This is a genomic window from Streptosporangium sp. NPDC000095 (genome assembly GCF_042899335.1).
Taxonomy (GTDB): domain Bacteria; phylum Actinomycetota; class Actinomycetes; order Streptosporangiales; family Streptosporangiaceae; genus Streptosporangium.
The window spans coordinates 1043240-1069050 of record NZ_JBIAZS010000001.1; the positions used below are offsets into that span (position 1 = coordinate 1043240).

Genomic DNA, 25811 nt, shown 5'->3' on the forward strand with positions numbered 1-25811 from the left:
GCACCGGCGACAGCGCCGGGACGCCGGGCACGCCGGAGGAGGAGCGATGTCGACGAAGACCCTGGACGAGCCGGCCCGCAGGTTCGAGGAACTCCTCGGACCCGGGTCGGTCATCACCGATCCCGTGCGGCTGCGCACCTACGAGTGCGACGGGCTGACCCACCACCGGGTCACCCCCGGAGTCGTGGTGCTGCCGGAGAGCACCGAGCAGGTCGCGGCCGTGGTGAGGATCTGCAACGAGTACGACCTGCCGTTCGTGGCCAGGGGCGCCGGGACCGGACTGTCGGGCGGTGCCCTGCCACGGTCCGACGGGGTGCTGGTCGTGACCTCGAAGATGCGGCGGATCCTCTCCGTCGACCTGCCGAACCGGAGGGCGACCGTGGAGCCGGGGGTCACCAACCTGGCGATCACCGAGGCCGTCCGCGACCTGGGCCGCTACTACGCGCCCGACCCCTCCAGCCAGCAGGTCTGCACGATCGGCGGCAACGTGGCCGAGAACTCCGGCGGCGCCCACTGCCTGAAGTACGGCTTCACCGTCAACCACGTGGTCGGCCTGGAGATCGTCACCCCCGACGGTGACATCGTCGAGCTGTCGGACACCGATCCCGGATACGACCTGCTGGGCGCGTTCATCGGCTCCGAGGGCACCCTCGGTATCGCGACCAAGATCGTCGTACGGCTGAGCAGGCTGCCGGAGGCCGTGACGACGCTGCTCGCGGCGTTCGAGGACATCGAGCGGGGCGGGCAGGCGGTGTCGGCGATCATCGGCGGAGGCATCGTGCCCGCCGCGATCGAGATGATGGACGCCCTCGCCGTCGAGGCGGCCGAGGCGGCCGTGGCGTGCGCCTACCCGGAGGGCGCGGGGGCGGTGCTCATCGTGGAGCTGGACGGCCCCGCGGAGGAGGTCGCGCACCAGTTCGGCGAGGTGACGCGACTCTGCCGGGAGAGCGGCGCGTTCGAGATACGGGTCGCCGACGACCCGGCGGAGCGGGCCGCGATCTGGCGGGGCCGCAAGTCGGCGTTCGCCGCGGTGGGCCGGATCAGCCCCGCCTACATCGTCCAGGACGGTGTCGTCCCCCGCACCGCGCTGGGCGGGGTGCTGGCGAGCATCGACGCCCTCTCCCGCGAGTACGGCATCAGGGTGGCGAACGTCTTCCACGCCGGTGACGGCAACCTGCACCCGCTGGTGCTGTTCGACGACGCCGAGCCGGGTGCGGAGGAGAGGGCGGAGATCGTGTCGGGGAGAATTCTCGACCTGTGCATCGAGCACGGCGGTTCCATCACCGGCGAACACGGCGTCGGCGTGGACAAGTCCCGATATATGCCGAAAATGTTCTCTGACGACGATCTCAACACCATGCAGCTGGTGCGCTGCGCCTTCGACCCCCGCGGCCTGTCGAACCCGGGAAAGATCTTCCCGACCCCCCGGCTGTGCGGCGAGGTCCCCGGGGTCCGCAAGGGCGCGCACCCGCTGGTCGAGTCGGGACAGGCGGAGCACTTCTGATGGGAGCACCGCTGGAGGCACCCTTGAAGGCACAAAAAGCACAGGAAGCGCAGCAGGCGCTGCGCGCGACGGGCGTGACGATCCGGGAGGCGACCTCCGACGACGCGGTGGGCGGGGTCTCGCCCCGCTGGGTGGCCCTGCCGGAGAACACCGGGGAGGTCGCCGCGCTGATGCGCGTCTCGGCCGCCCACGACCTGGCCGTGGTCCCGGTGGGAGACGGCACCAAGCTCGGCTGGGGCAATCCCCCCGAACGGTGCGACCTGCTGATCGACACCTGCTGCCTGCTCCTCGGGGACGGATCCGCGGTCGAGCACTCCTCGGGCGATCTCGTGACGCGGGTCGGCGCGGGACTCCCCCTCGGCGTCCTCAACGCCACGCTCTCGCGGTCGCGGCAGGAACTCGTCCTGGACACGCCCCTGGGTGCCGGCACGGTCGGCGGCACGCTCGCCACCGCGGTCGCCGGTCCCCGCAGGTTCCGCTACGGCACCGCCCGCGACCTGCTGATCGGCATCACGGTCGTGCTGGCCGACGGCACGATCGCCACCTCGGGCGGCAACGTCGTCAAGAACGTCGCGGGCTATGACCTGGGCAAGCTCTTCACCGGCTCCTACGGCACGCTCGGCGTCATCACCGAGGCCACCTTCCGCCTCCACCCGATCCCCGCCGAGCGCCGGTGGGTCACCGTGGACCTGCCCGCCGGCGGACCGGGTTCCGCCGGTTCCCCCGCGAGGGACGGACTGGACGCGCTGGACGCACTGGTCGCCGAGCTCGCGGCCTCGCAGGCCGAGCCGAGCGCCGTCGAACTGGAGTGGCCGGACATCACCGGCGAGGCCACCGTCTGCGCGCTCGTCGAGGGAGTGGCGGCCGATGTCCGCGCGGAGGCCGTGCGCACCTCGATGGACGAGTACGGGAGCGCGCGGATCACCGCCGAGGCGCCCGCCTGGTGGTCGGTGCCGCCCGGCGAGGAGGTGCTGCTGGAAATGCGGGTCCCGCCTGCCGCGGCCTGCCCGGCGCTGCGCGCGGTCGCCGCACGCGGGCTGCCCGCTCGGGTGCGCGGGTCGGTGGCCTCAGCGGTTCTGCTGGCCGCCCTGCCGGGGGACGTCGGCGAGGCGGAGTTCTCCGGGTTCGTGACGGGCGTACGCGACGACCTGCGGCGGCTCGGTGGCGCGCTCACGGTGCTCGCCGTGCCACCCGCTCTCGCCCGCGGGATCGATCGCTGGGGTCCCTCCGGCGCCCTGCCTCTGATGCGGCGGGTCAAGGAACGGTTCGACCCCGGCCGGAGGATGTCCCCCGGCCGGTTCGCGGGAGGGATCTGACATGGACCCTGAGCTGATCAACGACTGCGTGCACTGCGGGTTCTGCCTGCCCTCGTGCCCGACGTACGTCCTGTGGGGCGAGGAGATGGACTCCCCGCGCGGCCGGATCCACCTGATGAAACAGCACGTCGAGGGCACACCGCTCACGCCCGAGATGGCCGGGCACTTCGACGCGTGCCTGGGGTGCATGGCGTGCGTGCCCGCCTGCCCGTCCGGGGTGAGGTACGACCGGCTGATCGAGCAGACCCGGGCCGAGGTGGAGCGGGTGCACGTGAGAGAGCCCGACGACAGGGCGCTGCGGGCGCTGGTCTTCCAGCTGTTCCCCTATCCCCGGCGGCTGCGGGCGATGCGGCTGCCGCTGCGGCTCAGCGCCGGGCTGCGCCGCGCGGTCGCGCCGAGGCTGGAGCGGATCAACCCGTCCCTGGCGGCGATGGCCGACCTCGCTCCCCCGGCCGCCGACCGGACGCGGCTGCCGCGAAGGATCGCGGCGCGGGGCCCGCACCGGGCCACGGTCGGCATGCTCACCGGCTGCGTGCAGGGGGAGTTCTTCCCCCAGGTCAACGAGGCCACGGCCCGGGTGCTCGCGATGGAGGGCTGCGACGTGGTGATCCCGCCCTCGCAGGGCTGCTGCGGGGCGCTGTCGCTGCACTCCGGCCAGGAGAGGCAGGCCCTGCGGTTCGCGAAGCGGACGATCGCCACCTTCGAGCGGGCGGGCGTCGACACGATCGTCGTCAACGCCGCCGGATGCGGATCGACGATGAAGGACTACGCGGAGATCCTCGAGGGCGAGGGCGGCGAGTGGGTCGAAAGGGCCCGGGCGATCAGGACCGTCGACCTGGCGGAGTATCTCGTCGCGCTCGGCCCGGCGGCCGAGCGCCATCCGCTGCCGCTCACCGTGGCCTACCACGACGCCTGTCACCTCGCCCACGCCCAGGGGGTACGGTCCCAGCCCCGCGAGCTCCTGGGCGGCGTGCCCGGCCTGAAGCTGAAGGAGATCGCCGAGTCGGCGATCTGCTGCGGCTCGGCGGGAACCTACAACCTGTTCCAGCCCGAGACCGCGAAGGACCTCGGTGACCGCAAGGCGGAACGGGTGCTCGCCACCGGCGCCGACCTGCTGGTCTCGGCCAACCCCGGCTGCACCATGCAGATCGCCTCGGCGATCCGCCGCCGGGGCGCCGAACCCGTCCCCGTGGCGCACACCGCGCAGGTCCTCGACGCCTCGCTGCGCGGACTCGCGAGGGTGCCGTGAGGGCGAGCGGGGATCTCGTGAGCGGCCCGTCCCGCCGGTACGGGACGCGCCAAGGTCGGGGGCCGTCCCGTGGGGAGGGCACATGAGCGCGGTGCAGTCGGTCGACCGGGCGCTGGACGTGCTGGAGGCGCTGGCCGAGCGGGGCGGGGAGGCCGGCCTCTCGGAGATCGCGGCGAGGACCGGCCTGCCGTACGGGACGATCCACCGGCTGCTGCGCACGCTGCTCGCCCGGGGCTACGTGCGCCAGGAGTCCGACCGCCGCTACGCCCTGGGGGGCGCTCTGGTGCGGCTCGGCGGGGTGGCCGAGCGCATGGTGGGCGTGTGGGCGCAACCGTATCTGACGAGGCTCGTCGAGCTGTCGGGTGAGACGGCCAACCTGGCGGTGCTCGAAGGGGACTTCGTGGTCTACGTCGCCCAGGTGCCCTCGCCGAGGCGGCTGCGGATGTTCGCGGAGGTCGGCAGGCGGGTGCTGCCGCACAGCACCGCCGTGGGGAAGGTCCTGATGGCCGACAGGGCGGACAGCGAGGTGGCGTCGCTGGTCGAGCGGACCGGCATGCCCCGCAGGACCGCCAACACGATCACCGACCTGCCCGGGATGCTCGCCGAGCTGGAGCGGGTGCGAGAACACGGGTACGCGATGGACCTGGGCGAGGAGGAGCTGGGCGTGCACTGCCTGGCGGTGGGCGTACGGGACGGGACGCGGACGATCGCCGCGCTGTCGGTGTCCGGGCCGGCCGAGCGCATCGCCGCGCTCGACCGGCGGGACCTCGCCGAGGGCATGCGCAGGATCGCGCACGACTTCGGCGCCGAACTGGGCCCGATCACGCCCGGCGGAGCCGAGCGCGTCTCGTGAGCCGATCGCCGCCCTGGTAGGGGGCGGCGTGGGGCGGCCGCGGGATCACCGAAGACGGCCGCCGCTCCGCTCGCCCGGCGAGGGCGAGGGAGCGTGAGACGACCGCGGGATCACCGGGGGCCGGACGGGGGTCCCGGGGCCGGACGGAGGTTGCCGGAGGTTGGGTGCCGGGGTCATCGTCCGGGAGGGGTGATGTTGAGGTTGCTGCCCTGCGGCACCGGGACCACGCTCACCTGCCCCTTCTGGATGGCCTGCCACAGCACGGCCCCCTCAGGACCGAGGACCTTGACCAGGTCCTTGATCGATTCGATCTCGGTGCGGACCTTGGCGTTGCGCTGGGTCTGCGCGATGTTCTCCGCCTTCGCCGCCTGCTCAGCGGCCAGGGCGGAGACCAGGGCCTCCGGCGGCTCGGGCTTCTGGATGGTCAGGACGATGTCACCGCACTGCCCGCTGCCCACGTAGTTCTGGTTGCAGAAGTAGTCGCCCCCGGACGTCTCCTTGATGAACTCCCTGGCGAGCTGGCCGACCCGCGCCTCCCACGCCTGCTTCACCTTCGGGTCGTTGAACAGCCCTCGCCACTCGAACTCCTGCGAGGCGGCGTCCAGCGCGCGGTCCAGCGGCACGCGCATGTAGATGTTGAGCATCCGCCGCCAGCCGCCGGACGACTCGCCCCCCTCGTAGTAGGCGCGGAACTTCAGACCGATCTTCTCGTGGAACTGCTGGAGCGTTTTGCAGTCGGTGTTCAGCGTGAACGTCGCCACCCCGGAAACCGTCATCTCCACGTTGTCCTTGGAGACCACCGACAGCGGCTTGGCCTCGGCGTCGTCCGCCCCGGAGAAGTCGAAGGTCCGCTGGCCGAACGGATAGGAGTATCCCTTGTCGCCGGGGCCGAGAAGCGTGGCGCCGCTGGAGGGATTGATGCACTTCTCGAACTTGATGGCCTCCAGGACACCGCCCGCGTAGTGCAGGACCACCTCGTCGGGCTGGGTGCTCACCCGCGAGCACGCGCTGAGCGCGAACCCGGAGACCACCAGCAGGACCACCGCGAGGAGAAACCCCTTCAACAGCAGCCGCCTGCCGCCACCGGCCTTCTGAGCGCTCATCGTCTCTCCCTTTCGCACCCGTTTCGTGAAGGCGGATCCTAGTGGCGGCCGATCACGGGTAGCGGGGCGGGCCGTTACCGACGCTCAAAGGAGATATATCAACTTATGGAACCCGATAGTGGTGAGAGATGAGAGCCCGGATCAGCTGTGCAGGCGGTGGACGGGTGATCCGTCGGCCGCGCAGCGGACCTCGACCTTGACCTCGTCCTCCTCGGACTCGAACTCGACGCGGGCCCGGTCGGCGGGTCCGCGCTCCACGTCGTCGGCCTGGAAGCCCTGGGCCGGACTCCACGACCGCAGGGTGACGAGGCCGCCCTCGCACCGGGCGATCACTCTGCCGCCCTTCGTGATGATCAGTCGGCTCTCACCGGGCTCCGCGGCAGGCGTGGCGGTGGTGGCGGGCTCGGGGGTGGCCTCACCGGACTCCTCGACGCCGTCGGTCTCGGAAGGGGCACTCTCGGAAGGGGAGGGAGCGGTGGGCGGGGCACTGGGAAGGGACGAGGCGAGGGCGAGCGCCTCATCCACCTCGGCGGCGGAGAGCGGCCGAAGACCGGTGTCCGTCAGCGGCTCACTGAGACGATCGATCACCGCCACACCCGCTCCGATCGCGAGAAGCCCGGTGATCAGCCATCCGGCCACGACCAGGGGAAGACGCTTGCGCATGTCCTCACTGTGCCACCTGGAACGATAAGACAACGCTAAGGAGCGGCTAACCCGCTTTTGACGCGGTGCCGGAGAAGGCTAACGTGGCGGCAAATGTCGAATGTGCTGCTCATCGAGGACGACGCCGCGATCCGCACCTCCCTCACCCGGGGCCTGCGCGATCGCGGTCACGCCGTGTCGTCCGCCCCCACCGCTCTCGAAGGCCTGCGGCTGGCCGTCGAGGAACACCCCGAGCTGGTCGTCCTCGACCTCGGCCTGCCCGACATGGACGGCCTGGACCTGCTGCGGATGCTCCGCGCGGTGAGCCGGGTCCCGGTGATCGTGGCGACCGCGCGAGACGGCGACACGGAGATGGTCAGGCTGCTGGACGCGGGTGCCGACGACTACGTGGTCAAGCCGTTCAGCGCGGCCCAGCTCGACGCGCGGATCCGGGCCGTGCTCCGGCGGGTGGCGGGCGAGAGCCGCGCCGACAGCGCGGTCACCGTCGGTGGCCTGCGCATCGACCCCCGTACCCGGGAGGCGACCCTGGACGGGACGCCGCTGGATCTGAGTCCTCGCGAGTTCGACCTGCTGCACTACCTGGCGGCCAGGCCCGGCGAGGTGGTCACCAAGCGGGAACTGCTCACCCACGTCTGGCAGATCCCCTACGGCGGAGCCGACAAGACGGTGGACGTCCACCTCTCCTGGCTCCGCCGCAAGCTGGGCGAGACATCCCAGGAGCCCCGCTACCTGCAGACCGTCCGGGGTGTCGGCGTGCGACTGGCCGCCCCGGCATGAGGCGCTGGCTGACCCTGCTGGTCGCGGCGACCACCTCTCTCGTACTGATCGCCCTGCTGGTCCCGCTCGCCCTGCTGGTCCGCACGGTCGCGGTGAGCGGAGCGGTCAGTGAGGCGGAGAGCGAGGCCGAGTCGGTGGCGGTCGTGGTCGGCGCGGTGGACACCGAGACCCTGCGGCTCACCGCGGAACAGGCCAGGCATCCGGTGACGGTCTTCCTTCCCGGCGGGGAGGTGATCGGCGATCCCGCACCGCGCTCCACCGCCGTGGAGCTGGCCTCCCACGGCCGCAGCGTCACCGCCGCCGCGCCCGGCGGGCGGGAGATCCTGGTCGCGGTCCAGGGGGCGCCCGGGGGCACGGCGGTGGTCCGGGTCTTCCTGGACGACGCCGACCTGACCAGGGGCGTGCCCCAGGTCTGGGCCGGGCTGGCGGCGCTCGGCCTGGCCCTGGTCGGACTGGGCGTGCTGGTCGGCGACCGGCTGGCCCGCGCGGTGATCAGGCCGATCACCGCGCTGGCGAAGGTGTCGCACCGGCTCGCGGCGGGCGACCTGTCCGCCAGGACGGTGCCCGACGGCCCTCCCGAGGTGCACGCGGTCGGTCTCGCCCTCAACCACCTGGCCGAGCGCATCACCGGCCTGCTCGCAGAGGAGCGGGAGAGCGCCGCCGACCTGTCCCACCGGCTGCGCACCCCGCTCACCGGGTTGAGGCTGGAGGCGGAGTCACTGGCCGATCCCGAGGAGTCGGCCAGGATCGAGGCCAGGGTGGACGCCCTGGAACGCGCCGTCACCTCGGTGATCACCGAGGCGCGGCGGCGGGTGCGTGATCGAGCCGAGTGCGACGCGGCGGCGGTGACCGGGGCGCGGGTCGCGTTCTGGTCGGTGCTCGCCGAGGACCAGTCACGAGACTTCACCCTGGATCTCGCCCCGGGACCACTGCCGGTCGGGGTCGCCGCGGACGACCTGGCCGCCTGTGTGGACGCCCTGCTCGGCAACGTGTTCGCGCACACCCCGGAGGGGGTCTCGTTCTCCGTACGGCTGGAGGCGACCGGCGACGGCGCGCTGCTGACCGTCGCCGACGCGGGTCCCGGCTTCGCCACGCCCGATCCGCTGCAGCGTGGCGAGAGCGGGGCCGGATCGACCGGTCTCGGCCTCGACATCGCCCGCCGCACGGCGGAGTCGGCGGGTGGCTCGCTGTCCCTGCGCACCTCCCCCTCCGGTGGGGCGAGCGTGATCCTGTTCCTGCCCGCCGTCACGTCCTGACCCCGGAACCCTCGCCCCCGCGGTGGCCGGAGGTGGACGCGGTGGCCGGGGAGTTCACGGAACCGATGAGGAAGCCCCCGCCCATCCCCGCGACGCCCGCGTGCTCGCCCTATCTGTGATCTGCCGCACTTCAGACAATGAAATGTTGCACAATCTGAAAGTTCCTCCCTACTGTTGACGTCGTGACCAGTGTGGAGAGCGTGGACGAGCTCGGCCGGAGAGATCGAAAGAAGCTCGAGACCCGTGCGGCGCTGGAGCACGCCGCCCTGACGCTGGTGGCCGAACACGGCCTGGCGGGTGTCACGGTGGAGGACATCGCCACGGCGGTGGACCTCTCCTCGCGCACGTTCTTCAACTACTTCCCGTCCAAGGAGGACGCGCTTGTCGGAGCGAGCCCGGCGTCCGTCGCCGAGCTGCGCGAGAGGCTGGAGGCCGTGCCGGCCGAGGTGCCGGTTCTGGAGGCGCTGCGCCTGATGTCGCGGGTCGAGGCCGAACACGTCCAGCAGCGCCGCGAGCAGTGGCTGCTGCGGTTGAAGGTGTTCGAGCAGAACCCGTCACTCCTGCCGCGGCTGGTCGCCAACGGCACCGAGACCGAGCGCGCCGTGTCCGCCGTCGTCGCGCGCAGAATCGGCGTCGAACCGGGTACGAGCGGCTATCCCGAGCTGGCCACCGCGGTGGCCATGGCGGCCTTCCGGGCGGCGATGATGCGCTGGAGTGCCGCGGACGGCCGCCCGGCGCTGGCCGACCTGGTCGACGAGGCCTTCTCCCAGCTCGCCGCCGGCCTGCCCAATCCGTGACCGTCCCGGTCACCGTTCTCCTTCGATCACCCCCCGAACACGTTCCCGTTCGGAAGGCGTCCGCGCGAGTCACGCGGAGCGCCGGTCCCCCGCCCGAGAAATCGAGGAAAGATGACATCCACCAGCGCGCAGCCCGAGTCCGTGGCCGCGGCGCCCACCTCCAGGAGAAAGGTGCTGCAGGCGCTGTCGGGACTGATGGTGGGCATGTTCGTGTCCATCCTGGCCTCGACCGTCGTGGCCAACGCCCTGCCCCGCATCATCACCGACCTGCAGGGCACGCAGACCGTCTACACCTGGATCGTCACCTCGGAGCTGCTGGCCATGACGGCCACGGTGCCGCTCTGGGGCAAGATGGCCGACCTCTACAACAAGAAGTTGCTGATCCAGCTCTCGCTGGGGCTGTTCGTGGTGGGCTCGCTGATCGCGGGTCTCACACCGAACGTGGAGATCCTCATCGTCAGCCGCGTCGTGCAGGGCATCGGCGCCGGTGGCATGACCGCGCTCGCGATGATCGTGATGGCGGCCATGATCCCGCCGCGTGAGCTCGGCCGCTACGCCGGCATCTTCGGCGCCGTGTTCGGCGTCGGCACCGTGGCGGGCCCGCTCATCGGCGGCGTGCTCGTGGACACTTCCTGGCTCGGCTGGCGCTGGTGCTTCCTCATCGGCGTGCCGTTCACGATCCTGGCCATCGTCCTGCTGCAGCGCACGCTCGACCTGCCGGTGGTGCGCAGGGACGTCAAGGTCGACTACCTGGGCGCCCTGCTGATCACACTGGGTGTGTCCACGCTGCTGATCTGGTCGTCCCTGGCGGGCAACCAGTTCGAGTGGGGCTCCTGGTGGACCGTCGCCCTGGTGAGCGGCGCCCTGGTCACCCTCGCGCTCGCCATCTGGGTGGAGTCGAGGGCGGCCGAGCCGATCATCCCCTTGACCATCTTCAGGAACCGCACCGTCACCCTCGCCACCGTGGCGAGCGTGCTGGTCGGCGTGGCCATGTTCGGCGGCACGGTCTTCCTGTCGCAGTACTTCCAGGTGGCGCTCGGCAAGTCGCCGACGGTCGCCGGCCTGCTGAGCCTGCCGATGGTGTTCGGCCTGCTCGTCTCCTCCACCGTGGCCGGCCAGCTCATCACCAAGTGGGGCCGCTGGAAGGGCTTCCTGGTGGCCGGCGGCGTCGTCATGCTCGCCGGGATGGGCCTGCTCAGCACCATCGACGGTCAGACCGGCATGGTGCTGCTCGGGATCTACATGGCGGTGCTCGGCATCGGTGTCGGCATGCTCATGCAGAACCTGGTCCTCGCCGCCCAGAACGACGTACCCGCCCACGACCTGGGGGTCACCACCTCGGTGCTGACCTTCTTCCGCAGCATGGGCGGCGCCGTCGGCGTCAGCGCCCTGGGCGCGGTGCTGGCCAACCGGATCACCGCGCTCATGACGGAGAGGCTCGGCCCGATGGCCGCCGGCGGCGGCGCGGGTGGCGAAAGCGGGGCCGTACCCGACATCTCCAAGCTGCCCGCTCCCGTCGTCCGCATCGTCCAGGACGTGTACGCGACGGCAACCGCCGAACTTTTCCTCATCGGCGTGCCGCTCACCGCGCTCGCACTGGTGGCGGTCCTGTTCATCAAGGAGAAGCCGCTCAACACGCTGTCGGGCGAGGAGCGGCTGGCCCGGGAGCAGGCCGCGGCCGCCGGTCACTGATCGGACCGCCGGAAACGGCGCTGGGGAGCACGCCGGAATCCGGTGGCGGGCCGTACTCACCGTCGGTTAACGATCTCTTAGCGTGCCCCTAGCAAAGTCTCCGCAAATCTTGACCCATGACACGAATCACCAGAATCACCGTCGGAGCCCTCGCAACCGCCGCCCTCCTCACCGGTGGAGGCGGCATCGCCCTCGCCGCGCACCAGACGGACGGTGCGGCGATCACCGCCACCGCGGCCACGACCGGCACGACCGGCGTGACCGCGGCCGGCACCACGGGTGCCGCCACCGCACCCGTCACCACCTCGGCGTACATCTCCTCCGGCCAGGCCGTGAAGATCGCCAAGAAGCGCGTTCCCGGCGCGCGCGTGAGCAAGGTCGAGCGCGAGTGGGAGCACGGCCGGCGCGCCTGGAAGGTCGAGCTGCACAAGGGGGCCTGGGAGTACGACGTCTACGTGTCCGCGAAGACCGGAAAGATCATCAAGTTGAAGCGCGACTACGACGACTGATCAGCAGGATTTGAGGACGTCCTCCATGGCGTCCTTCTCCCCCGGCGTCACCCACATCTCGTACTTGACCTTCACCTTGATCTGACGTTCCACATAGGGGCACCGGTAGGCGCGGTTCGGCGGCAGCCAGGTCGCCGCGTCTCCGGCGCCCTTCTGGCTGTTCAGCGGCCCGTCCACCGCCAGCAGGTTCAGCGGGTCGTTGGCGAGTTCCTTCCGCTTGGAAGCGGGCCACTGCTGGGCGCCCTTCTGCCAGGCGTCGGCGAGCGCGATCACATGGTCGATCTGCACCGCCATGCTGGTCCGTGTCCCGCGCTCGAACTTGATGGTCTTGCCGCTGTAGGGGTCCTCAAGAATTCCGGACTGCACGATGCAGCCCTCCTCGCCCTTCTTGAAGACCTCCTCCTTGAGGTCGCGAATGAGAATGTCGTTGCGGGTGTCACAGCCGTTCTTGTCGACGTCCGACCACGCGGGACCGAACTTGTCGCGGTTGAATCCCGTCATCGGGGCACGCCCCTTGACCTCGAGTTTCCTCAGGTCCTTGAGCGCCTCGGAGGCGGAGTTCCTGTCCCCGGAAGCCCCTCCCGAGGACCGCGTCCCCTCGTCCACGCCTCCGTCGGGAAACGGGCCGCAGCCCGCCACCGTGAACGCGATCATCGCGACGACCACGCCTCGTACCAGTGCCGTCCGCACCCTGCCACCTCTCACGTGCTCACCAACTGAAGCGGCAAATTACCTCAGATGCCGCCCTCAATCTTAAAAGCCTTAAGAAGCCTTTGGGAGAACGAGAGAATTTCTGACCCATCAATCCATGCCTTACCAGCATCTTTCTCACTCGATACGGACAAAAGCTACCAAAGACACTCCCCTCGGATCAGGTGATCAGGATCCCGCCGTCGACAGGGATCACCGCACCGGTGACGTACGAGGCGGCGTCCGAGGCGAGGAAGATCGCGGCGGCGACGAGCTCGGCCGGGTCGCCCGCACGCTTCATCAGCACCCGCTGCTCAAGCTGCCTGGCCAGATAACCCTCGGCGTACTGCTCGGTCATCTCCGAGGCGAAGAACCCCGGCTCGACGCAGTTGACCCGGATGCCGCGCCGCTCCGTCCACTGCTGGGCGAGATCGCGCGTGAGGCCGACGACCCCCGCCTTGGAGGCGCTGTAGGCGGCCTGCGGCAGACCGGCGGTCGTCTCGCCCAGAATGCTCCCGATGTTGACGATCGAGGAGCCGGGCCTCATCACCCTGGCACAGGCCTGCGCCATCCAGTAGGTGCCGTGCAGGTTGATGTCCACGACCTGCCGAAACTGCTCGGGCGTCTCCTTCAGCGCCGGGACCGCCGAGCCCACACCCGCGTTGTTGATCAGGATGTCCACCGCGCCGAGTTCGGCCACCGCCGTCTCGGCCAGTGCCCGGCAGTCCTCCGGCCTGGTCACGTCGGTGGCGAGGGCCACGCACCGCCTGCCGGTCTCCTCGACCAGTGCGCGGGTCTCCTCAAGGCGGTCCTTCCTACGGGCACCGATCACGATGTCCGCGCCCGCCTCGGCCAGCCCTCTCGCGAACGCGACACCCAGCCCCGAGGACGCGCCGGTGACGATCGCGACCTTGCCGTCCAGCCGGAATCGTTCCAGCATCGGGGTCCTCCCTCATCCGTCCAACATGCCGAATGAGATTCTAGTGACCGTGCCGGAAACCGCTCGCGAGGGGTCGGTCCACTCGCGGGCGACGCGGTGTCCTGTGCTCGCCGGTGATCCTGGCGGGTCACCGGCGACACGGGCTCCGAGTGGGTCACGAATGACCGCGCCCCTCCCTTCCTGAGGCGGCGCGCGGACCACACCTCCCGAAGAGCGGGCGGCGCCACGGACCGCCGGGCACGGCCGTGGCGAGCCGTCCTACAGGCCGTACTCCTTGGTGATCCGCTCGTGCCGCTCCACCTCGACGTCGACGGCCTTGGCCAGGTCGAGCCAGGCCAGCGGGTGCACCCAGCGCTCGGTGGCGTCGTCCAGAAGCGCGTCGAGCTCGACCGGGCTGACATCCGGCGGGACCGCGATCCAGCCGAAAACGCCGGGCAGCGGCTCGCCCGAGGTCGGGTGGGTCACGGTGTAGTTGTCGTCGCTGTAGACCCACATCGGCCAGCCGCGCTCGACCATGACGTCGTTGAACTCCGTCCAGTCGGCCTGGCTGGGAGCGGCGCCGTCGAAGAACCAGCTGGTGTAGCCACCCGGACGGAGCATGCTGACCGCGGCGAAGGGCGGGACGAAGCTCTCCTGCTCCTCGGCGCTCTCCGGGATCGGCTCAAGCAGCTGCGGCTCGAAGACGACCAGGTCACCGGCGTTGTACTCCATACCGGGAGGCTGGGGGATGGCCAGACGCGCCGTCGCGGGGCCGGTGCGCACGCTCAGGACCTGGCGCTGGCTGCCGTCCGGGGCGGGAAGGATGATGCGCACCAGGCCCATCTCCTCCTCGATCGGCCCCTCGGTCGACTGCAGCGGCATCCCGATCTTGGCGGTGCCCAGACGGACGGTCTCCCAGTCCTCCGCGGCCGTCGCCATGACGATCATTCGCCAGATGTCCTGCTGCTCGATCTCCTCCGAGTCGAGGAGATCACGCAGCACGCCGGCGCCCTTGGCGTTGTCGCCGAGCTGCTGCGCCGCGGCCGACCACAGGCGGACCGCCTCGATGCCGCCGCCCGCGGCGACCGCCGCCTCGCCCTCGGCCGCCGCCTGCTCCCAGCGCTCCCGCGAGGTGTACAGGCGGCCCAGGGCCATGTGGCGCTGCGCGACCGGCAGCCGCTCCGCCACCTGCTCCAGGCGCTCGTCCTGGCGGGCCTCGATCAGCAGGCCGCTGAGGTACGAGGCGTCCTGCGGGTCCGCGGTCTCGATGTCACCGGACTCGACCAGCATGGTCCAGTAGATGTCGGCGCCCTTGGCCGGGTAGCCGAGGAAGCCCAGCGTGGTGGTGTGGCGCCGGGTGGCCTCCACATCACGGCCGGACAGCGGGGCCAGCCAGCCCACCCAGCGCTCCGGGTCGGCGTTGAAGCCGTCTGCGGCGTCGAAGTAGCCGACCAGCTCGTCCGTGGGACCCGGGGCAGGAAGCGCGGTGGCGGAGTCCGCGGCGGCGCGCAGCTCGGTGATCCGCTCGGTGATGTCACCGGGGCTCCTGAGCTCTCCTGCCGCGGACTCCGCCAGGTCGGCCAACAGCCGCGCCTGCCAGATTCCCTGGCGCGCGACCGCCAGGTGCCCCGCGACGAGCGCCAGCTCGACCCGGGCGCGGTAGCCGCCCATCATCGCGAAGTAGTCGATCCACTGCTTGAGCACCCGGCCCAGCTGCCAGGTGTTGGTGATCTGCGTCGCTCCGGTGAGCGCGTGGATGGCGTGCGACCACTCGACCCAGACGCGAGGGTGGTCGCCGACCACGTCGAGGTCGGGCAGGGCGTCGACGGACTCCTGAACCCTGCCGAGGGTGGCGAGCACGAGTGAGCGGAGCACTCCCTCGCGGTGCTCCTTGGCCACCGGGTCGTCGGGCTTGAACCCGGTCGCGGCGTCGAGCGCGGTGAGCGCGTCCTCGGCTCGTCCGGCGGCGAGCAGCGCGCGGGCCGAGGCGGCCCCCAGCTCCCAGCTCGCCTCACGGTCGGCACCGCCGAGCGCCGCCACCGCGGTCTCGGCGTGGGAGACGGCCTCGTCGACGCGCCCCGCGTCGACGAGCGCCGCGACGTACTGCTCGGCGACGGAGGCGAAGGCCAGCGAGCCGGGCTCGACGTCCAGGGCCGAGAGCGCGGCCAGCCGCTCGGAGGCGTAACCGGGACCGTCCGCGTTCGCCTGCGCGATGGCCAGCGCCACGACGGCACCGGGCACGGACGGGCACTCGCGGACGTCCTCCCGCTTGGTGAACTCCACCAGCGTCTCGGCGTCGGCGATCGCGACCGTCCCCTGCGCGCGGTCGCCGACGCGGCCGATCAGGTGCCAGTAGCGGGCGTAGAACTCCAACCAGGGCAGTCGCAGGTTCTCCGCCTGCTGCGCGATGGCGGGCGCGAGCACGTCGAGCTGCCCGTACCGGCCTTCCAACGCCTGCGCGGGCACGTCTCCGATCGCCATAGCCAGACCGGTGTTGCCTGCCTCATGCAGTTGCCGCTGGGTGTCGCCCACCCAGGCCCAGATGTCCACGTCCATGGGACGTCAGTCTGCCAGGTCGGGGAGCATGCCCCAAACGGCTTGGCGATCCCGTGCACCTCCGAGGCCTCACGGTGTGGCCCCGCACGTGCGGATGAGCGTGTCCCCGCCGGGCGCGGGGCCCGCGGCGACGCCACGAGGGTCACGAAAGATTCACCTCCGCGCCCCGGAGCGTGTCCCCGGCGGGCACGCCGCGCCCGCGCGACAGTGCGGGCGGCGAAGGCGGCGAAGGCGGCGACGTCATGCGCACCGCTCGGAACGTGACCGGGACACGTACCACTCCGAACGCGACCACACAGGACACGGCCGAGGAAACGTGCCGTTCGGCGCGTGACCCACACCGGACACGACCCAGGACGCGCACCGCTCAGAGCGTGACCACACCGGAGGCGACCAGGACGGCGGGACCCGCCAGGTAACTGGTGTGTTCGTCGAGAGTGACGGTGACCGTGCCTCCGAGCACCTCCACCGCCCAGGTGCCGCCGCTCTCACCGGCCAGCCGCGCGGCCGCCACCGCCGAGGCGACGGCGCCGGTGCCGCAGGACCTCGTCTCACCCGAACCGCGCTCGAAGACCCGCATGACGACCCGGCGCGGGCCCACCGGATTGAGCAGCTCGATGTTGACCCCGCCGGGGAAGGTCTCGGGGTCGAACGCGGGCTGGTGACTCAGGTCGAGCTGGGCCACCGGGTCGCCGATGACGCAGGCCAGGTGGGGGTTGCCCATGTCGACGTGCAGACCCTCGTACTCGTGGCCCGCGACGGTCGTGCGACTCGACCCCAGCACCCTGGGCGGGCCCATCTCGACGGTCACGTCACCCGTCTCCGCCAGCCGCACCCGCTTGACGCCCGCCCTGGTCGCGACACCGAACTCCCCGGGCACGGCGAGTCCCGCGTCGACCAGGTAGCGGGCGAAGACCCGCACCCCGTTGCCGCACATCTCGGCGACGCCGCCGTCGGCGTTGCGGTAGTCCATGAACCACTCGGCCTCGCCCGCCTGGCCGGACACCTCCGGGCTGAGCTTCGTCCGCGTCACGCGCAGCACGCCGTCCGCGCCGATCCCCGCGCGCCGGTCGCACAGCGCCGCCACGGTCGTCGCGGACAACTCCAGCTCACCGTCCGGGTCGGGGAGGATGACGAAGTCGTTCTCGGTGCCGTGTCCCTTCACGAATCGCATTCACCAACCCTATCCGGGCACGCTTCCGCCCTCATCACCCCGGCCGGTCACCCGCGCCTCCGTCCGCACCCCGGCCGTTCACCCACGCCCGTATCCGCTCCCCGGCCGGTCCCCCGGAGTGGTCAGCCGCGAATCGCGGCGAGCGCGCGCCCCAGAAGGTCGGGCTCCTGCTGAGGAAGCCAGATCACGCGAGGATCGCGGCGGAACCACGACTCCTGGCGGCGGACGAACCTCCGCGTCGCCCGTACCGTCTCCTGCTTCGCCTCCTCCTCGGTGCACTCCCCGCCGAGGAAGCGCAGCACCTGCGCGTACCCGAGGGCACGGCTCGCCGTACGGCCTCCGGCGAGCCCGCGCGCGGCCAGCTCCCTGACCTCGTCCACCAGCCCGGCCCGCCACATGTGGTCGACCCGCGCCTCGACCCGGGCGTCCAGCGTCGCCCTGGGCACCTCCACCCCCAGCTGGACGCTCTCGTAGACGGCGTCGTACGACGGCATCGTGGCCGAGAACGGCCGCCCGGAGATCTCGATGACCTCCAGCGCGCGGACGATCCTGCGCCCGTTGCCGGGGAGGATGGTCTCGGCGGCCTTCGGATCGCGCTCGCGGAGCCGCTCGTACAGCGGGCCGGGGCCTCGCAGGTCGAGTTCGGCCTCCAGTCGGGCGCGGACCTCCGGATCGGTACCGGGGAACTCCAGGTCGTCCAGGGCGGCCCGCACGTACAGCCCCGATCCGCCCACCAGGATGGGCACGACCTCCTTCGCCCGCAGGTCGTCGATGAGCGGCCGGACCAGCGACTGGTACTCGGCCACGCTCGCGGTCGTGGTCACGTCCCAGATGTCCAGCAGGTGGTGGGGCACTCCCCTGCGCTCCGCCACGGACAGTTTCGCCGTTCCGATGTCCATTCCTTGGTAAAGCTGCATGGAGTCGGTGTTGATCACCTCGCCCCCGAGTTCGAGGGCGAGATCCACGGCCAGATCGGACTTTCCGGCCGCGGTCGGGCCGACGACGGCGATGACGGGTAGTTGAGGCACGAGGTAAGTCTGCCAACTCCCCGGGTATGGATGAGAGGCGATGTGTCCTCGCATCGGAATTGGGGGATTCACCATGTCCATCCTCGACAAGGTCAAGCACATGCTGGGTGGCGGCGCCAAGACCGAAGAACTCGCCAAAAAGGGCATCGACAAGGCGGAACGGTTCGCCAAGAAGAAGCTGGGTCCGAAGCACGCCCAGCAGGTCGACACCGCCGCGCAGAAGGCCAGGAAGATGGCCGACAAGATCGACGAGCCCGGCCGCGCCACGCCGCCGGATACGAAGCCCACGCCCGGACACACCACACCTTCCGGGCCTTCCGGGCGGGACGACACCGCGTCCGGTCCCGGCACAACGCCGCCGCCCTCAGGGCCTTAGGCGATCCGCAGACGATTTACCGTGGCCGATTCCGGTCCACGGTCAGTCCCAGTCGAGCATCGGCTGCAGGTAGCCCTCCAGGGTCAGCAGCCAGCGCTTCGACTCCACGCCGTCGCCACCGCTGAACCCGCCGAGCCCGTTACCCGCGACCACCCGGTGGCACGGCACGATGACGGGGATCGGGTTGGCTCCCATGATTGACCCGATGGCCCGCGCGGGAACACCCGTCCCGCTGCGGGCCGCCAGCTCTCCGTAGGTCACCGCCTTGCCGTACGGGACCGTCTCGTACAGCGTGCCGAGCACCCTGCGCTGCACCGGCGAGGTCAGCCGCCAGTCCAGCGGCACCCCGAAGACCTTCAGTCTGCCCGCGTAGTAGTCGCCCAGCTCGCCGAGCACGGCCGCCGTCATGCCGGGATCGTCCGTCTCCTCCAACCCCAGCCGTTCGAGCAGGCGCGCCCTGAACCGGGACGGATCCTCCCAGCCGACGCTCACCACGCCGTCCTCGGTCACGGCGACGGCCATGTCCCCCAGCCGCGTCGGAATGCTCCCGAACGCCACGGTCCCCGCCATCGGCCTCGTCTTCCCTTCGCGAGATCGTCGTCACCGACGCCCCTGGCGCCGTCCTCGTCCGCCACGGTATAGCCACTTCCCTGCGAGATCACTCCGTCCAGCGGGCGACGAAATAACCGACGCCGTAAGGCGCGTCGTCGTAGAGGATCTCGCCGCGCAGGGCGCCTCGGCACCCGCCGAGAACCTGCAGGGCCGCACGGCCCGCGACCCACAGCCCGGCGGCCTCACCGGGGTCGAGCGCCGGGATCTCGGCGCGGGCCAGTGCCTCGACGATCGCCCGGTTGTACGGTTTCGCGCGGGAGTCCAGATATCCGGGGGACTTCTCGGTGAGGCAGGCCGAACCGTCGGCCATGACGAGCATCGCCACGCGACCGGCCGTGGCCGCCAGCCGCTCTCCCAGGGCCGCGCACTCCCCGGGAGAAGCGTCGAAGGAGATCGCGTGGAATCCCGAAGCGGTCAGGCGCTCCGCGTCGAGGAGGCGGCGTCCGATCGTCAGGGACAGCGGCAGGACAGGCTCCCCCTCGCCGCCTCGGACGTCGACCCCCCAGGGGGCGAGGCTTCCCGCCGCGTCCGCGCCGTACGCCGCGGTTCGGTCGGCGCCTCCCACCACCACGATCTCGTCGGCTTCCGCGCCGCGCAACGCCCCGACCGCGGCCGCGCAGGCCGCCCTGAGGTCGTCGAGCTCCGAGGCCGCGGCCCCGGCCAGCTCGGGGACCAGCAGCGGGGGATGCGGACACACGGCCGCGGCGACAAGCACCTCGCCAGACTAACGGAGCCCTCCCCCGGCGACCGTCTCGCGGCCTCGCGGCGAGGATGGTCGTACAAGATCCGGAAACGCGCCGGGGCGCGGTGCCTCTCGCACCGCGCCCCGGCCGTACCGATCATCTTTGACTCATCGCCCCTGGGTCAGTAGCCGCCGACGGGCCCCTGGGGATGCACATAGCCGGCAGGGCCATCGCTCAGATCGCCCTCCTGAGGGCCCTGCGACTTCTGCGGGCTGCTCTGCCGCTGCTTCGACGGCTTGTCCTCCGCGGGTCTCCCCGCGGCCGGCTCGTTCCCGCCCGTTCCGCCGGTGTTGGCGTTGGCGTTGGAACCGCCGCCTCCGGTGTTGGAGCCACCACCTCCGGTGGACGTGTCATCGCCTCCGGAGGCGACGTCCGCGCTCTTCTTCGGCTTCTGCTTCTCGTCCTGCGGCGAGCTCTGGTCCGGCTCGGGCTCCTGGACCGCCTCCTGGGCGCTGTCCGGCACCGCCGGCACTCGGGAGTCGTCGCCTCCGGCGTTCACGTAGGCGAAGACGGCACCTCCGCCCAGGAGCGCGGCGGCGAGGACGGAGAAGACGGCTATGGCCAGGCCGCTTCTCCGTCGGGGCTTACGGGATTTACGTGACTGTCTGGGCTCGTCGGCGGGTCCGACGATGATCTCTGGTTCCTCGGGACTGCCCGAAGATGGAGGGACGTGCATGGGGAAAACTCCCTGCGGTTCTCGGGGGGAAACCTCCACGGCTTCCGCGGGTGCTGAACCACAGTAGCCACAGCAGGGAAATGCTCGCACATCAATCACGGATGAATCACGAAATATCATCCGTTAAGGGGCCGACGGCGACGCCGTGCACGTCCTCCCTGGCAGGAGCATCGGCGTCACCGGAATCACCGTCCCCACCGGGGGTTCCGGCGATTCGATCATGGACTCGCACCACCTGGAGAGGCGTCCAGAAAACAATCAGAAGATCTCCCCCAGAGGGGGAGCATTCCGAAAAATCCCGGCCCAGGGAAGGAGCGCGTCACGAGGGTCGTCCTGAGAGGGCACTCCGGGCGCACGCCCCGGAAAACCCGCCGGGAGGGAGCGCCTCAGGAGAGTTGTCTCCCGTGCCCCTCTCAGGAAGGGCAGGGCCTCAGGAGACAGGCCGGGGCCGCGAGAGACCGGACCGCGCTCAGCAGCTCGTGGAGCAGGGGCGAGCACCGGACCTCGGACGCCCGGCCGGGAGACCGGACCTTCAGGAGACGGAGCAGCCCGAGGTCTCGGGGAGCGGGGCGGGGCGGCCGATCGAGGGCATGCCGAGCATGACCCCGGAACCGGCCCCGGCGGGGGCGCCCTGACGCGCCTGCCAGGCGTCGCCCGCGCGGGTGCGGCGAAGCCTCAGAGCCGGACCGTCGGCGACCAGGTGATGCGGTGCCGCGTACGTGACCTCGGCGCTCACCACGTCACCGGGACGCGGAACCTCCGCACCGGGGGTGAAGTGCACCAGACGGTTGTCGGGGGCCCGGCCCGACATGCGATGGGTCGCCTCGTCCTTACGGCCCTCGCCCTCGGCGACCAGCACCTCGAGCGTCCGGCCGACCTGCTTCTTGTTCTCCGCCCAGGAGATCTCGGTCTGCAGGGCGACGAGCCGCTCGTAACGCTCCTGCACGACCTCCTTGGGAATCTGGTCGTCCATGGTGGCGGCCGGGGTGCCCGGCCGGATGGAGTACTGGAACGTGAAGGCGTTGGCGAACCGCGACTCGCGCACCACGTCGAGGGTGCCCTGGAAGTCCTCCTCGGTCTCGCCGGGGAAACCAACGATGATGTCGGTGGAGATCGCCGCGTCGGGCATCGCCGCGCGGACCCGCTCGATGATGCCCAGGTAGCGTTCGGCCCGATAGGAACGGCGCATGGCCTTGAGGACCCGGTCGGAGCCCGACTGCAACGGCATGTGGAGCTGGTGCATCACATTGGGCGTCTCGGCCATGGCCGCGATCACGTCGTCGGTGAAGGCCGCCGGGTGCGGGCTGGTGAAACGGACCCGCTCCAGCCCCTCGATGTCGCCGCAGGCCCGCAGGAGCTTGCCGAAGGCGAGCCGGTCGCCGAACTCCACGCCGTAGGTGTTGACGTTCTGACCGAGAAGGGTGATCTCCAGCACACCCTGGTCGACCAGGGTTCGCACCTCGTTCAGGACGTCGCCGGGACGGCGGTCCTTCTCCTTGCCGCGCAGCGCGGGCACGATGCAGAACGTGCAGGTGTTGTTGCACCCCACGGAGACCGACACCCACGCCGCGTAGGCGGACTCGCGCTTGGTCGGCAGCGTGCTCGGGAAGGTCTCCAGGGATTCCTTGATCTCGACCTGGGCCTCCCGCTGGACGCGCGCCCGCTCGAGCAGCACCGGCAGCGAGCCGATGTTGTGGGTGCCGAACACCACGTCCACCCAGGGCGCCCTGCGGACGATCTCCCCCTGGTCCTTCTGCGCCAGGCAACCGCCCACGGCGATCTGCATGCCGGGGTTGCCCACCTTCGAGGGACGCAGGTGGCCGAGGTTGCCGTAAAGCTTGTTGTCGGCGTTCTCCCGCACGGCACAGGTGTTGAACACGACCACGTCGGCCGTCTCCCCCTGGGCCGCCGGGACGTATCCCGCGTCTTCCAGGAGGCCCGACAGGCGCTCCGAGTCGTGCACGTTCATCTGGCACCCATAGGTACGGACCTCGTACGTGCGGGCGCTCTCCACGGTGGCAGTCATCTCACGACAAGGGTAGGCGCTCCGCGGAACCTTCAGGTACGCCCTCACCCAGCCGAACCCAAGGTAATCGAACGGTCACACACCGTCAATCATCTCGTTGAGCTGGGGTTCCGAAGCCGCATGCGAGGATGAGGACTCGACCGACAGCTGAGAGTGGTGAGCCACGGTGGCGATGCTCGTGCAGACCTCGGAGGCCCCTTTGAAGGCCAAGAAGCCCACCCAGAAGCCACGCAAGAAGCCGCAGACGCCCGCGGCCCCGGCGGCGAACTTCTGGGAGACGCCCGGCGAACTCAGTGTTGACGAATGGTTCGAGCTCAATTCCCGGGACGACGGCGGTCGCTACGAGCTCATCGACGGGAGCCTCACTGTGTCTCCTGCTCCACCCGCCCAGCATCAGTGGATCGGCGACCGGCTCCGCCGGTTTCTGGAAGACGCCGCACCCGAGGAACTGATGGCCATCACCGCCACCGGGCTTCTCCTGGATGCCAGGCCGGGCGTCATCCCGGACGTCATGGTGGTGGAGAGGCAGCCGATCCGCAACGGCGCACAGCTCATAGACCCAGAGTGGGTGCACATCGTCGTGGAGATCGTTTCCAGATCCACCACGGCGATGGACCGGATCATCAAACCGGCCAAGTACGCACAGGCGGGGATACCTCACTTCTGGCGCGTCGAGATGGAGCCATTCCGAGGGCAGGGATCCGACGAGCTTCCCGTGATCTTCACATATGCCCTCGACGAGAACGGCGAGTACCAGCTCATCCACCGTGTCGCCACCGGAACGACCGTGGACCTGACGGAGCCGTTCAAGTTCAGAGTCGACCCTGAGGCTTTGAGCAGGATTTGATGATCAAGGCGTGAGCAGGACGTGATCTGATCGGTACCGCAGGGTTAGCCCCAGGTGCCCTTTACAGAATTACGTTGTCCAGCATGACGGAGAACGGGGACAAGACTCCTCTGGTCGTGCTTGAAGGTGTCAACAAGCACTTCGGCAGCCTGCACGTCCTTCGGGACATCAATCTGACGATCTCCCGCGGCGAGGTCCTCGTCGTCATCGGCCCCTCAGGCGGCGGCAAGTCGACCCTCTGCCGGACGATCAACCGGCTGGAGGCGATCGACGAGGGGACCATCACCTTCGACGGGCAGCCGCTCGCGGTGGAGGGCAAGACCCTGGCCAAGCTCAGGTCCGAGGTCGGGATGGTGTTCCAGTCCTTCAACCTGTTCGCCCACAAGACGATCCTCGAGAACGTCACCCTTGGGCCGATCAAGGTTCGCGGCGTCGCGAAGGAGGCCGCGGAGCGGCGGGGCATGGAGTTGCTGGAGCGGGTCGGTATCGGCGCCCAGGCGTCGAAGTATCCCGCGCAGCTCTCGGGAGGCCAGCAGCAGCGCGTGGCGATCGCCCGCGCCCTGGCCATGGACCCCAAGATGATCCTGTTCGACGAGCCGACCTCGGCACTCGACCCGGAGATGGTCCAGGAGGTGCTCGACGTCATGATCGGCCTTGCCCAGGAGGGGATGACGATGATGGTCGTCACCCACGAGATGGGCTTCGCCCGCCGCGCGGCGAACCGCGTGGTGTTCATGGCCGAGGGCCAGATCGTGGAGGAGAACACCCCCGAGGAGTTCTTCACCAACGCCCGGACCGACCGGGCCAAGGATTTTCTTTCCAAGATCCTCACTCACTGACGGCCTGCTCACCCCTGATGTTCCTGATGTCCCTGACGAAAAAGAGGTAGCAAGAATGCGTGTACGTCGTATTGGAGCCGTGGTCATCGCAGCCGCGGCGGCGCTGGCTGGTCTGACCGCGTGCGGCGACGACGGCGGCAGCGGAGGCGACAAGTTCGTCGTGGGAATCAAGGTCGACCAGCCCGGTCTCGGCCAGAAGCAGCCTGACGGCTCCTTCAAGGGTTTCGACGTCGATGTCGCCCGCTATATCGCCAAGGAGCTCGGCTACACGGACGACAAGATTGAGTTCAAGGAGGCCATCTCGGCCAACCGTGAGTCTTTCATCCAGCAGGGCCAGGTCAACGCCGTGATCGCGACCTACTCGATCACCGACGACCGCAAGAAGAAGGTCGCTTTCGCCGGGCCGTACCTGGTCACCGGCCAGGACATCCTGACCCGGGCGGACGACACCACGATCAACAGCGTCGAGGACCTCAAGAGCAAGAAGGTCTGTGGCGCCCAGGGCTCCTCCTCCCCCGCCCGCCTGGTCGAGAAGTTCGGCGACGAGTGGAAGAGCGGCTTCCTCACCGAGCAGCAGGGCTACGGCGCCTGCCTGCCCCTGCTGGAGAACAAGCAGGTCGACGCGATCTCCACCGACGCGACGATCCTGGCCGGCTTCGCCACCCAGTCTCCCGGCAAGTTCCGCCTCGTCGGCCAGCCCTTCTCCGAGGAGAAGTACGGCATCGGCCTGAAGCTGGAGGACACGGAGACCCGCGAGAAGGTCAACGCGGCCGTGGAGAAGATGTTCACGGACGGCAGCTGGAAGAAGGCCATCGACGCCAACTTCGGCGAGTTCGGCAAGTTCTTCACCAACCCGCCGACCGTCGAGCGCTACTGATTCGGTCACACCTCGGCCGGGGCGTACGGACGCCCCGGCCTGTGACCACGGGAGGGATGAGTGCAGGCACTCTTCGATGAATACCAGGTCATTCTGGGCGCTTTCTGGTTGACGATCCGGCTCACCCTCGCCAGCGGGCTGGTGGCGCTCGTGCTCGGGACGATCCTCGCGGGCATGCGGGTCAGCCCGCTGCCGGTCCTTCGCGGGATCGCCACGACGTACGTGAACACCCTGCGGAACACCCCGCTGACCCTGGTGATCGTGTTCTGCGGACTGGGGCTCGGCCTGGTCCTGGACGTCTCGTTCTCCGAAAGCCTGTCCACCAACTACCTGTGGCTCTCCATCATCGGACTGTCCGCCTACACGGCGGCGTTCGTCTGTGAGGCGATCCGCGCCGGGATCAACACGGTCCCGGTCGGCCAGGCGGAGGCGGCCCGTGCCATCGGGCTCACCTTCGGGCAGAACCTGAGGCTGATCGTGCTGCCCCAGGCGTTCCGCGCGGTGATCGCCCCGCTGGGCAGCGTCCTGATCGCGTTGATCAAGAACACCACGATCGCCGCGGCCATCGGGGTGGGTGAGGCGTCCCTGACCATGAAGACCCTGTTCGAGGCGCACGGCGACGCGGTCATCCAGATCTTCGCCGGGTTCGCGCTGGGCTTCCTGATCCTGACCCTGCCGACCGGACTGCTGTTCGGCTGGCTCGCCAAGCGCCTGGCGGTGGTCCGATGA

General features: G+C 70.1%; 25 protein-coding genes. 14 read left to right on the forward strand and 11 right to left on the reverse strand.

The window, feature by feature from the left end; translation table 11 throughout:
• The first annotated feature begins 46 nt into the window (after positions 1 to 46).
• The 4 genes from ACFY3V_RS04335 (at position 47) to ACFY3V_RS04350 (ending at position 4922) form a co-directional block, all read left to right on the forward strand.
• Positions 47 to 1504, forward strand: a complete 1458-nt coding sequence (locus ACFY3V_RS04335; RefSeq protein WP_389769844.1) for an FAD-binding oxidoreductase — start codon at positions 47 to 49, stop codon at positions 1502 to 1504.
• Positions 1504 to 2820 (forward strand): FAD-binding oxidoreductase, encoded by a 1317-nt coding sequence (locus ACFY3V_RS04340; RefSeq protein WP_389769847.1) that lies wholly within the window; start codon positions 1504 to 1506, stop codon positions 2818 to 2820. Before ACFY3V_RS04335 ends, ACFY3V_RS04340 begins: the two co-directional genes overlap by 1 nt.
• 1 nt (position 2821) lies before the next feature.
• Positions 2822 to 4069 carry a heterodisulfide reductase-related iron-sulfur binding cluster gene (locus ACFY3V_RS04345; RefSeq protein WP_350944604.1) on the forward strand — a complete coding sequence of 416 codons (1248 nt, stop codon included), beginning with the start codon at positions 2822 to 2824 and terminating at the stop codon, positions 4067 to 4069.
• An 82-nt stretch (positions 4070 to 4151) separates the two neighbouring features.
• Positions 4152 to 4922 (forward strand): IclR family transcriptional regulator, encoded by a 771-nt coding sequence (locus tag ACFY3V_RS04350; protein WP_389769851.1) that lies wholly within the window; start codon positions 4152 to 4154, stop codon positions 4920 to 4922.
• Positions 4923 to 5095: 173 nt separating this feature from the next.
• Here ACFY3V_RS04350 and ACFY3V_RS04355 read toward each other — a convergent pair whose 3' ends face one another.
• A complete protein-coding gene (locus tag ACFY3V_RS04355) occupies positions 5096 to 6025 on the reverse strand; it encodes a hypothetical protein (RefSeq protein ID WP_362898465.1) in 930 nt (309 codons plus the stop codon).
• 141 nt (positions 6026 to 6166) lie between these two features.
• Positions 6167 to 6688, reverse strand: coding sequence for a hypothetical protein (locus ACFY3V_RS04360; protein ID WP_389769856.1), 522 nt, complete (start codon positions 6686 to 6688; stop codon positions 6167 to 6169).
• A gap of 93 nt (positions 6689 to 6781) precedes the next feature.
• Between ACFY3V_RS04360 and ACFY3V_RS04365 the strand changes: the two genes are divergently transcribed.
• From ACFY3V_RS04365 to ACFY3V_RS04385, 5 genes are all read left to right on the forward strand, one after another.
• A complete protein-coding gene (locus ACFY3V_RS04365) occupies positions 6782 to 7465 on the forward strand; it encodes a response regulator transcription factor (protein WP_350944608.1) in 684 nt (227 codons plus the stop codon).
• A complete protein-coding gene (locus ACFY3V_RS04370) occupies positions 7462 to 8721 on the forward strand; it encodes a HAMP domain-containing sensor histidine kinase (RefSeq protein WP_362898470.1) in 1260 nt (419 codons plus the stop codon). Before ACFY3V_RS04365 ends, ACFY3V_RS04370 begins: the two co-directional genes overlap by 4 nt.
• A 182-nt stretch (positions 8722 to 8903) precedes the next feature.
• A complete protein-coding gene (locus ACFY3V_RS04375) occupies positions 8904 to 9518 on the forward strand; it encodes a TetR family transcriptional regulator (protein ID WP_350944611.1) in 615 nt (204 codons plus the stop codon).
• A gap of 111 nt (positions 9519 to 9629) precedes the next feature.
• Positions 9630 to 11210 (forward strand): MDR family MFS transporter, encoded by a 1581-nt coding sequence (locus tag ACFY3V_RS04380; protein ID WP_362898472.1) that lies wholly within the window; start codon positions 9630 to 9632, stop codon positions 11208 to 11210.
• Positions 11211 to 11326: 116 nt separating this feature from the next.
• Complete coding sequence (locus tag ACFY3V_RS04385) at positions 11327 to 11719, forward strand: PepSY domain-containing protein (RefSeq protein ID WP_362898474.1); 393 nt, start codon at positions 11327 to 11329, stop codon at positions 11717 to 11719.
• On the opposite strand, the gene ACFY3V_RS04390 is transcribed toward ACFY3V_RS04385, so the two are convergent.
• The 5 genes from ACFY3V_RS04390 to miaA form a co-directional block, all read right to left on the reverse strand.
• Complete coding sequence (locus ACFY3V_RS04390) at positions 11720 to 12409, reverse strand: HNH endonuclease family protein (RefSeq protein WP_389769864.1); 690 nt, start codon at positions 12407 to 12409, stop codon at positions 11720 to 11722.
• A 181-nt stretch (positions 12410 to 12590) separates the two neighbouring features.
• The gene (locus ACFY3V_RS04395) at positions 12591 to 13349 is read right to left on the reverse strand and encodes an SDR family oxidoreductase (RefSeq protein WP_350944616.1); all 759 of its coding nucleotides are present in this window, start codon (positions 13347 to 13349) and stop codon (positions 12591 to 12593) included.
• A gap of 258 nt (positions 13350 to 13607) precedes the next feature.
• Positions 13608 to 15884, reverse strand: a complete 2277-nt coding sequence (locus tag ACFY3V_RS04400) for a tetratricopeptide repeat protein (protein WP_362898478.1) — start codon at positions 15882 to 15884, stop codon at positions 13608 to 13610.
• 367 nt (positions 15885 to 16251) lie between these two features.
• The gene (dapF, locus tag ACFY3V_RS04405; RefSeq protein WP_362898480.1) at positions 16252 to 17058 is read right to left on the reverse strand and encodes a diaminopimelate epimerase; all 807 of its coding nucleotides are present in this window, start codon (positions 17056 to 17058) and stop codon (positions 16252 to 16254) included.
• 122 nt (positions 17059 to 17180) lie between these two features.
• A complete protein-coding gene (gene miaA / locus ACFY3V_RS04410) occupies positions 17181 to 18086 on the reverse strand; it encodes a tRNA (adenosine(37)-N6)-dimethylallyltransferase MiaA (protein WP_350944620.1) in 906 nt (301 codons plus the stop codon).
• A 73-nt stretch (positions 18087 to 18159) separates the two neighbouring features.
• Between miaA and ACFY3V_RS04415 the strand changes: the two genes are divergently transcribed.
• The gene (locus tag ACFY3V_RS04415; protein WP_362898482.1) at positions 18160 to 18462 is read left to right on the forward strand and encodes an antitoxin; all 303 of its coding nucleotides are present in this window, start codon (positions 18160 to 18162) and stop codon (positions 18460 to 18462) included.
• A 42-nt stretch (positions 18463 to 18504) separates the two neighbouring features.
• Here ACFY3V_RS04415 and ACFY3V_RS04420 read toward each other — a convergent pair whose 3' ends face one another.
• From ACFY3V_RS04420 to miaB, 4 genes are all read right to left on the reverse strand, one after another.
• Positions 18505 to 19032, reverse strand: coding sequence for a methylated-DNA--[protein]-cysteine S-methyltransferase (locus tag ACFY3V_RS04420; protein WP_362898484.1), 528 nt, complete (start codon positions 19030 to 19032; stop codon positions 18505 to 18507).
• An 88-nt stretch (positions 19033 to 19120) separates the two neighbouring features.
• A complete protein-coding gene (locus ACFY3V_RS04425; protein WP_362898486.1) occupies positions 19121 to 19789 on the reverse strand; it encodes a hypothetical protein in 669 nt (222 codons plus the stop codon).
• 149 nt (positions 19790 to 19938) lie between these two features.
• Entirely contained in the window at positions 19939 to 20493 is a 555-nt protein-coding gene (locus tag ACFY3V_RS04430) for a hypothetical protein (protein WP_389769873.1), read from the reverse strand.
• 532 nt (positions 20494 to 21025) lie between these two features.
• Complete coding sequence (gene miaB / locus ACFY3V_RS04435; protein ID WP_362898490.1) at positions 21026 to 22519, reverse strand: tRNA (N6-isopentenyl adenosine(37)-C2)-methylthiotransferase MiaB; 1494 nt, start codon at positions 22517 to 22519, stop codon at positions 21026 to 21028.
• 172 nt (positions 22520 to 22691) lie between these two features.
• Here miaB and ACFY3V_RS04440 point away from each other — a divergent pair, with 172 nt between their 5' ends.
• The 4 genes from ACFY3V_RS04440 to ACFY3V_RS04455 all read left to right on the forward strand — a co-directional run bounded on the left by ACFY3V_RS04440 (position 22692) and on the right by ACFY3V_RS04455 (position 25811).
• Complete coding sequence (locus tag ACFY3V_RS04440) at positions 22692 to 23366, forward strand: Uma2 family endonuclease (protein ID WP_389770238.1); 675 nt, start codon at positions 22692 to 22694, stop codon at positions 23364 to 23366.
• A gap of 83 nt (positions 23367 to 23449) precedes the next feature.
• Positions 23450 to 24205 carry an amino acid ABC transporter ATP-binding protein gene (locus tag ACFY3V_RS04445; protein WP_350944629.1) on the forward strand — a complete coding sequence of 252 codons (756 nt, stop codon included), beginning with the start codon at positions 23450 to 23452 and terminating at the stop codon, positions 24203 to 24205.
• A 55-nt stretch (positions 24206 to 24260) separates the two neighbouring features.
• Positions 24261 to 25082, forward strand: coding sequence for a glutamate ABC transporter substrate-binding protein (locus tag ACFY3V_RS04450; RefSeq protein WP_389769878.1), 822 nt, complete (start codon positions 24261 to 24263; stop codon positions 25080 to 25082).
• Between the two features lie 60 nt (positions 25083 to 25142).
• On the forward strand, positions 25143 to 25811 hold the full coding sequence (locus ACFY3V_RS04455) for an amino acid ABC transporter permease (RefSeq protein WP_362898495.1): 669 nt from the start codon (positions 25143 to 25145) through the stop codon (positions 25809 to 25811).

What these genes read in the sequence shown, in the direction of transcription:
- ACFY3V_RS04335 (WP_389769844.1), top strand. Translation starts at nt 47, where the DNA reads ATGTCGACGAAGACCCTGGACGAGCCGGCCCGCAGGTTCGAGGAACTC.
- ACFY3V_RS04445 (WP_350944629.1), top strand. Translation starts at nt 23,450, where the DNA reads ATGACGGAGAACGGGGACAAGACTCCTCTGGTCGTGCTTGAAGGTGTC.
- ACFY3V_RS04400 (WP_362898478.1), bottom strand. Translation starts at nt 15,884, where the DNA reads ATGGACGTGGACATCTGGGCCTGGGTGGGCGACACCCAGCGGCAACTG.
- ACFY3V_RS04380 (WP_362898472.1), top strand. Translation starts at nt 9,630, where the DNA reads ATGACATCCACCAGCGCGCAGCCCGAGTCCGTGGCCGCGGCGCCCACC.
- ACFY3V_RS04370 (WP_362898470.1), top strand. Translation starts at nt 7,462, where the DNA reads ATGAGGCGCTGGCTGACCCTGCTGGTCGCGGCGACCACCTCTCTCGTA.
- ACFY3V_RS04440 (WP_389770238.1), top strand. Translation starts at nt 22,692, where the DNA reads ATGCTCGTGCAGACCTCGGAGGCCCCTTTGAAGGCCAAGAAGCCCACC.
- ACFY3V_RS04430 (WP_389769873.1), bottom strand. Translation starts at nt 20,493, where the DNA reads ATGCACGTCCCTCCATCTTCGGGCAGTCCCGAGGAACCAGAGATCATC.
- ACFY3V_RS04415 (WP_362898482.1), top strand. Translation starts at nt 18,160, where the DNA reads ATGTCCATCCTCGACAAGGTCAAGCACATGCTGGGTGGCGGCGCCAAG.
- ACFY3V_RS04395 (WP_350944616.1), bottom strand. Translation starts at nt 13,349, where the DNA reads ATGCTGGAACGATTCCGGCTGGACGGCAAGGTCGCGATCGTCACCGGC.
- miaB (WP_362898490.1), bottom strand. Translation starts at nt 22,519, where the DNA reads ATGACTGCCACCGTGGAGAGCGCCCGCACGTACGAGGTCCGTACCTAT.
- ACFY3V_RS04340 (WP_389769847.1), top strand. Translation starts at nt 1,504, where the DNA reads ATGGGAGCACCGCTGGAGGCACCCTTGAAGGCACAAAAAGCACAGGAA.
- ACFY3V_RS04360 (WP_389769856.1), bottom strand. Translation starts at nt 6,688, where the DNA reads ATGCGCAAGCGTCTTCCCCTGGTCGTGGCCGGATGGCTGATCACCGGG.
- dapF (WP_362898480.1), bottom strand. Translation starts at nt 17,058, where the DNA reads ATGCGATTCGTGAAGGGACACGGCACCGAGAACGACTTCGTCATCCTC.
- ACFY3V_RS04420 (WP_362898484.1), bottom strand. Translation starts at nt 19,032, where the DNA reads ATGGCGGGGACCGTGGCGTTCGGGAGCATTCCGACGCGGCTGGGGGAC.
- ACFY3V_RS04385 (WP_362898474.1), top strand. Translation starts at nt 11,327, where the DNA reads ATGACACGAATCACCAGAATCACCGTCGGAGCCCTCGCAACCGCCGCC.
- ACFY3V_RS04345 (WP_350944604.1), top strand. Translation starts at nt 2,822, where the DNA reads ATGGACCCTGAGCTGATCAACGACTGCGTGCACTGCGGGTTCTGCCTG.
- ACFY3V_RS04355 (WP_362898465.1), bottom strand. Translation starts at nt 6,025, where the DNA reads ATGAGCGCTCAGAAGGCCGGTGGCGGCAGGCGGCTGCTGTTGAAGGGG.
- ACFY3V_RS04350 (WP_389769851.1), top strand. Translation starts at nt 4,152, where the DNA reads ATGAGCGCGGTGCAGTCGGTCGACCGGGCGCTGGACGTGCTGGAGGCG.
- ACFY3V_RS04450 (WP_389769878.1), top strand. Translation starts at nt 24,261, where the DNA reads ATGCGTGTACGTCGTATTGGAGCCGTGGTCATCGCAGCCGCGGCGGCG.
- ACFY3V_RS04365 (WP_350944608.1), top strand. Translation starts at nt 6,782, where the DNA reads ATGTCGAATGTGCTGCTCATCGAGGACGACGCCGCGATCCGCACCTCC.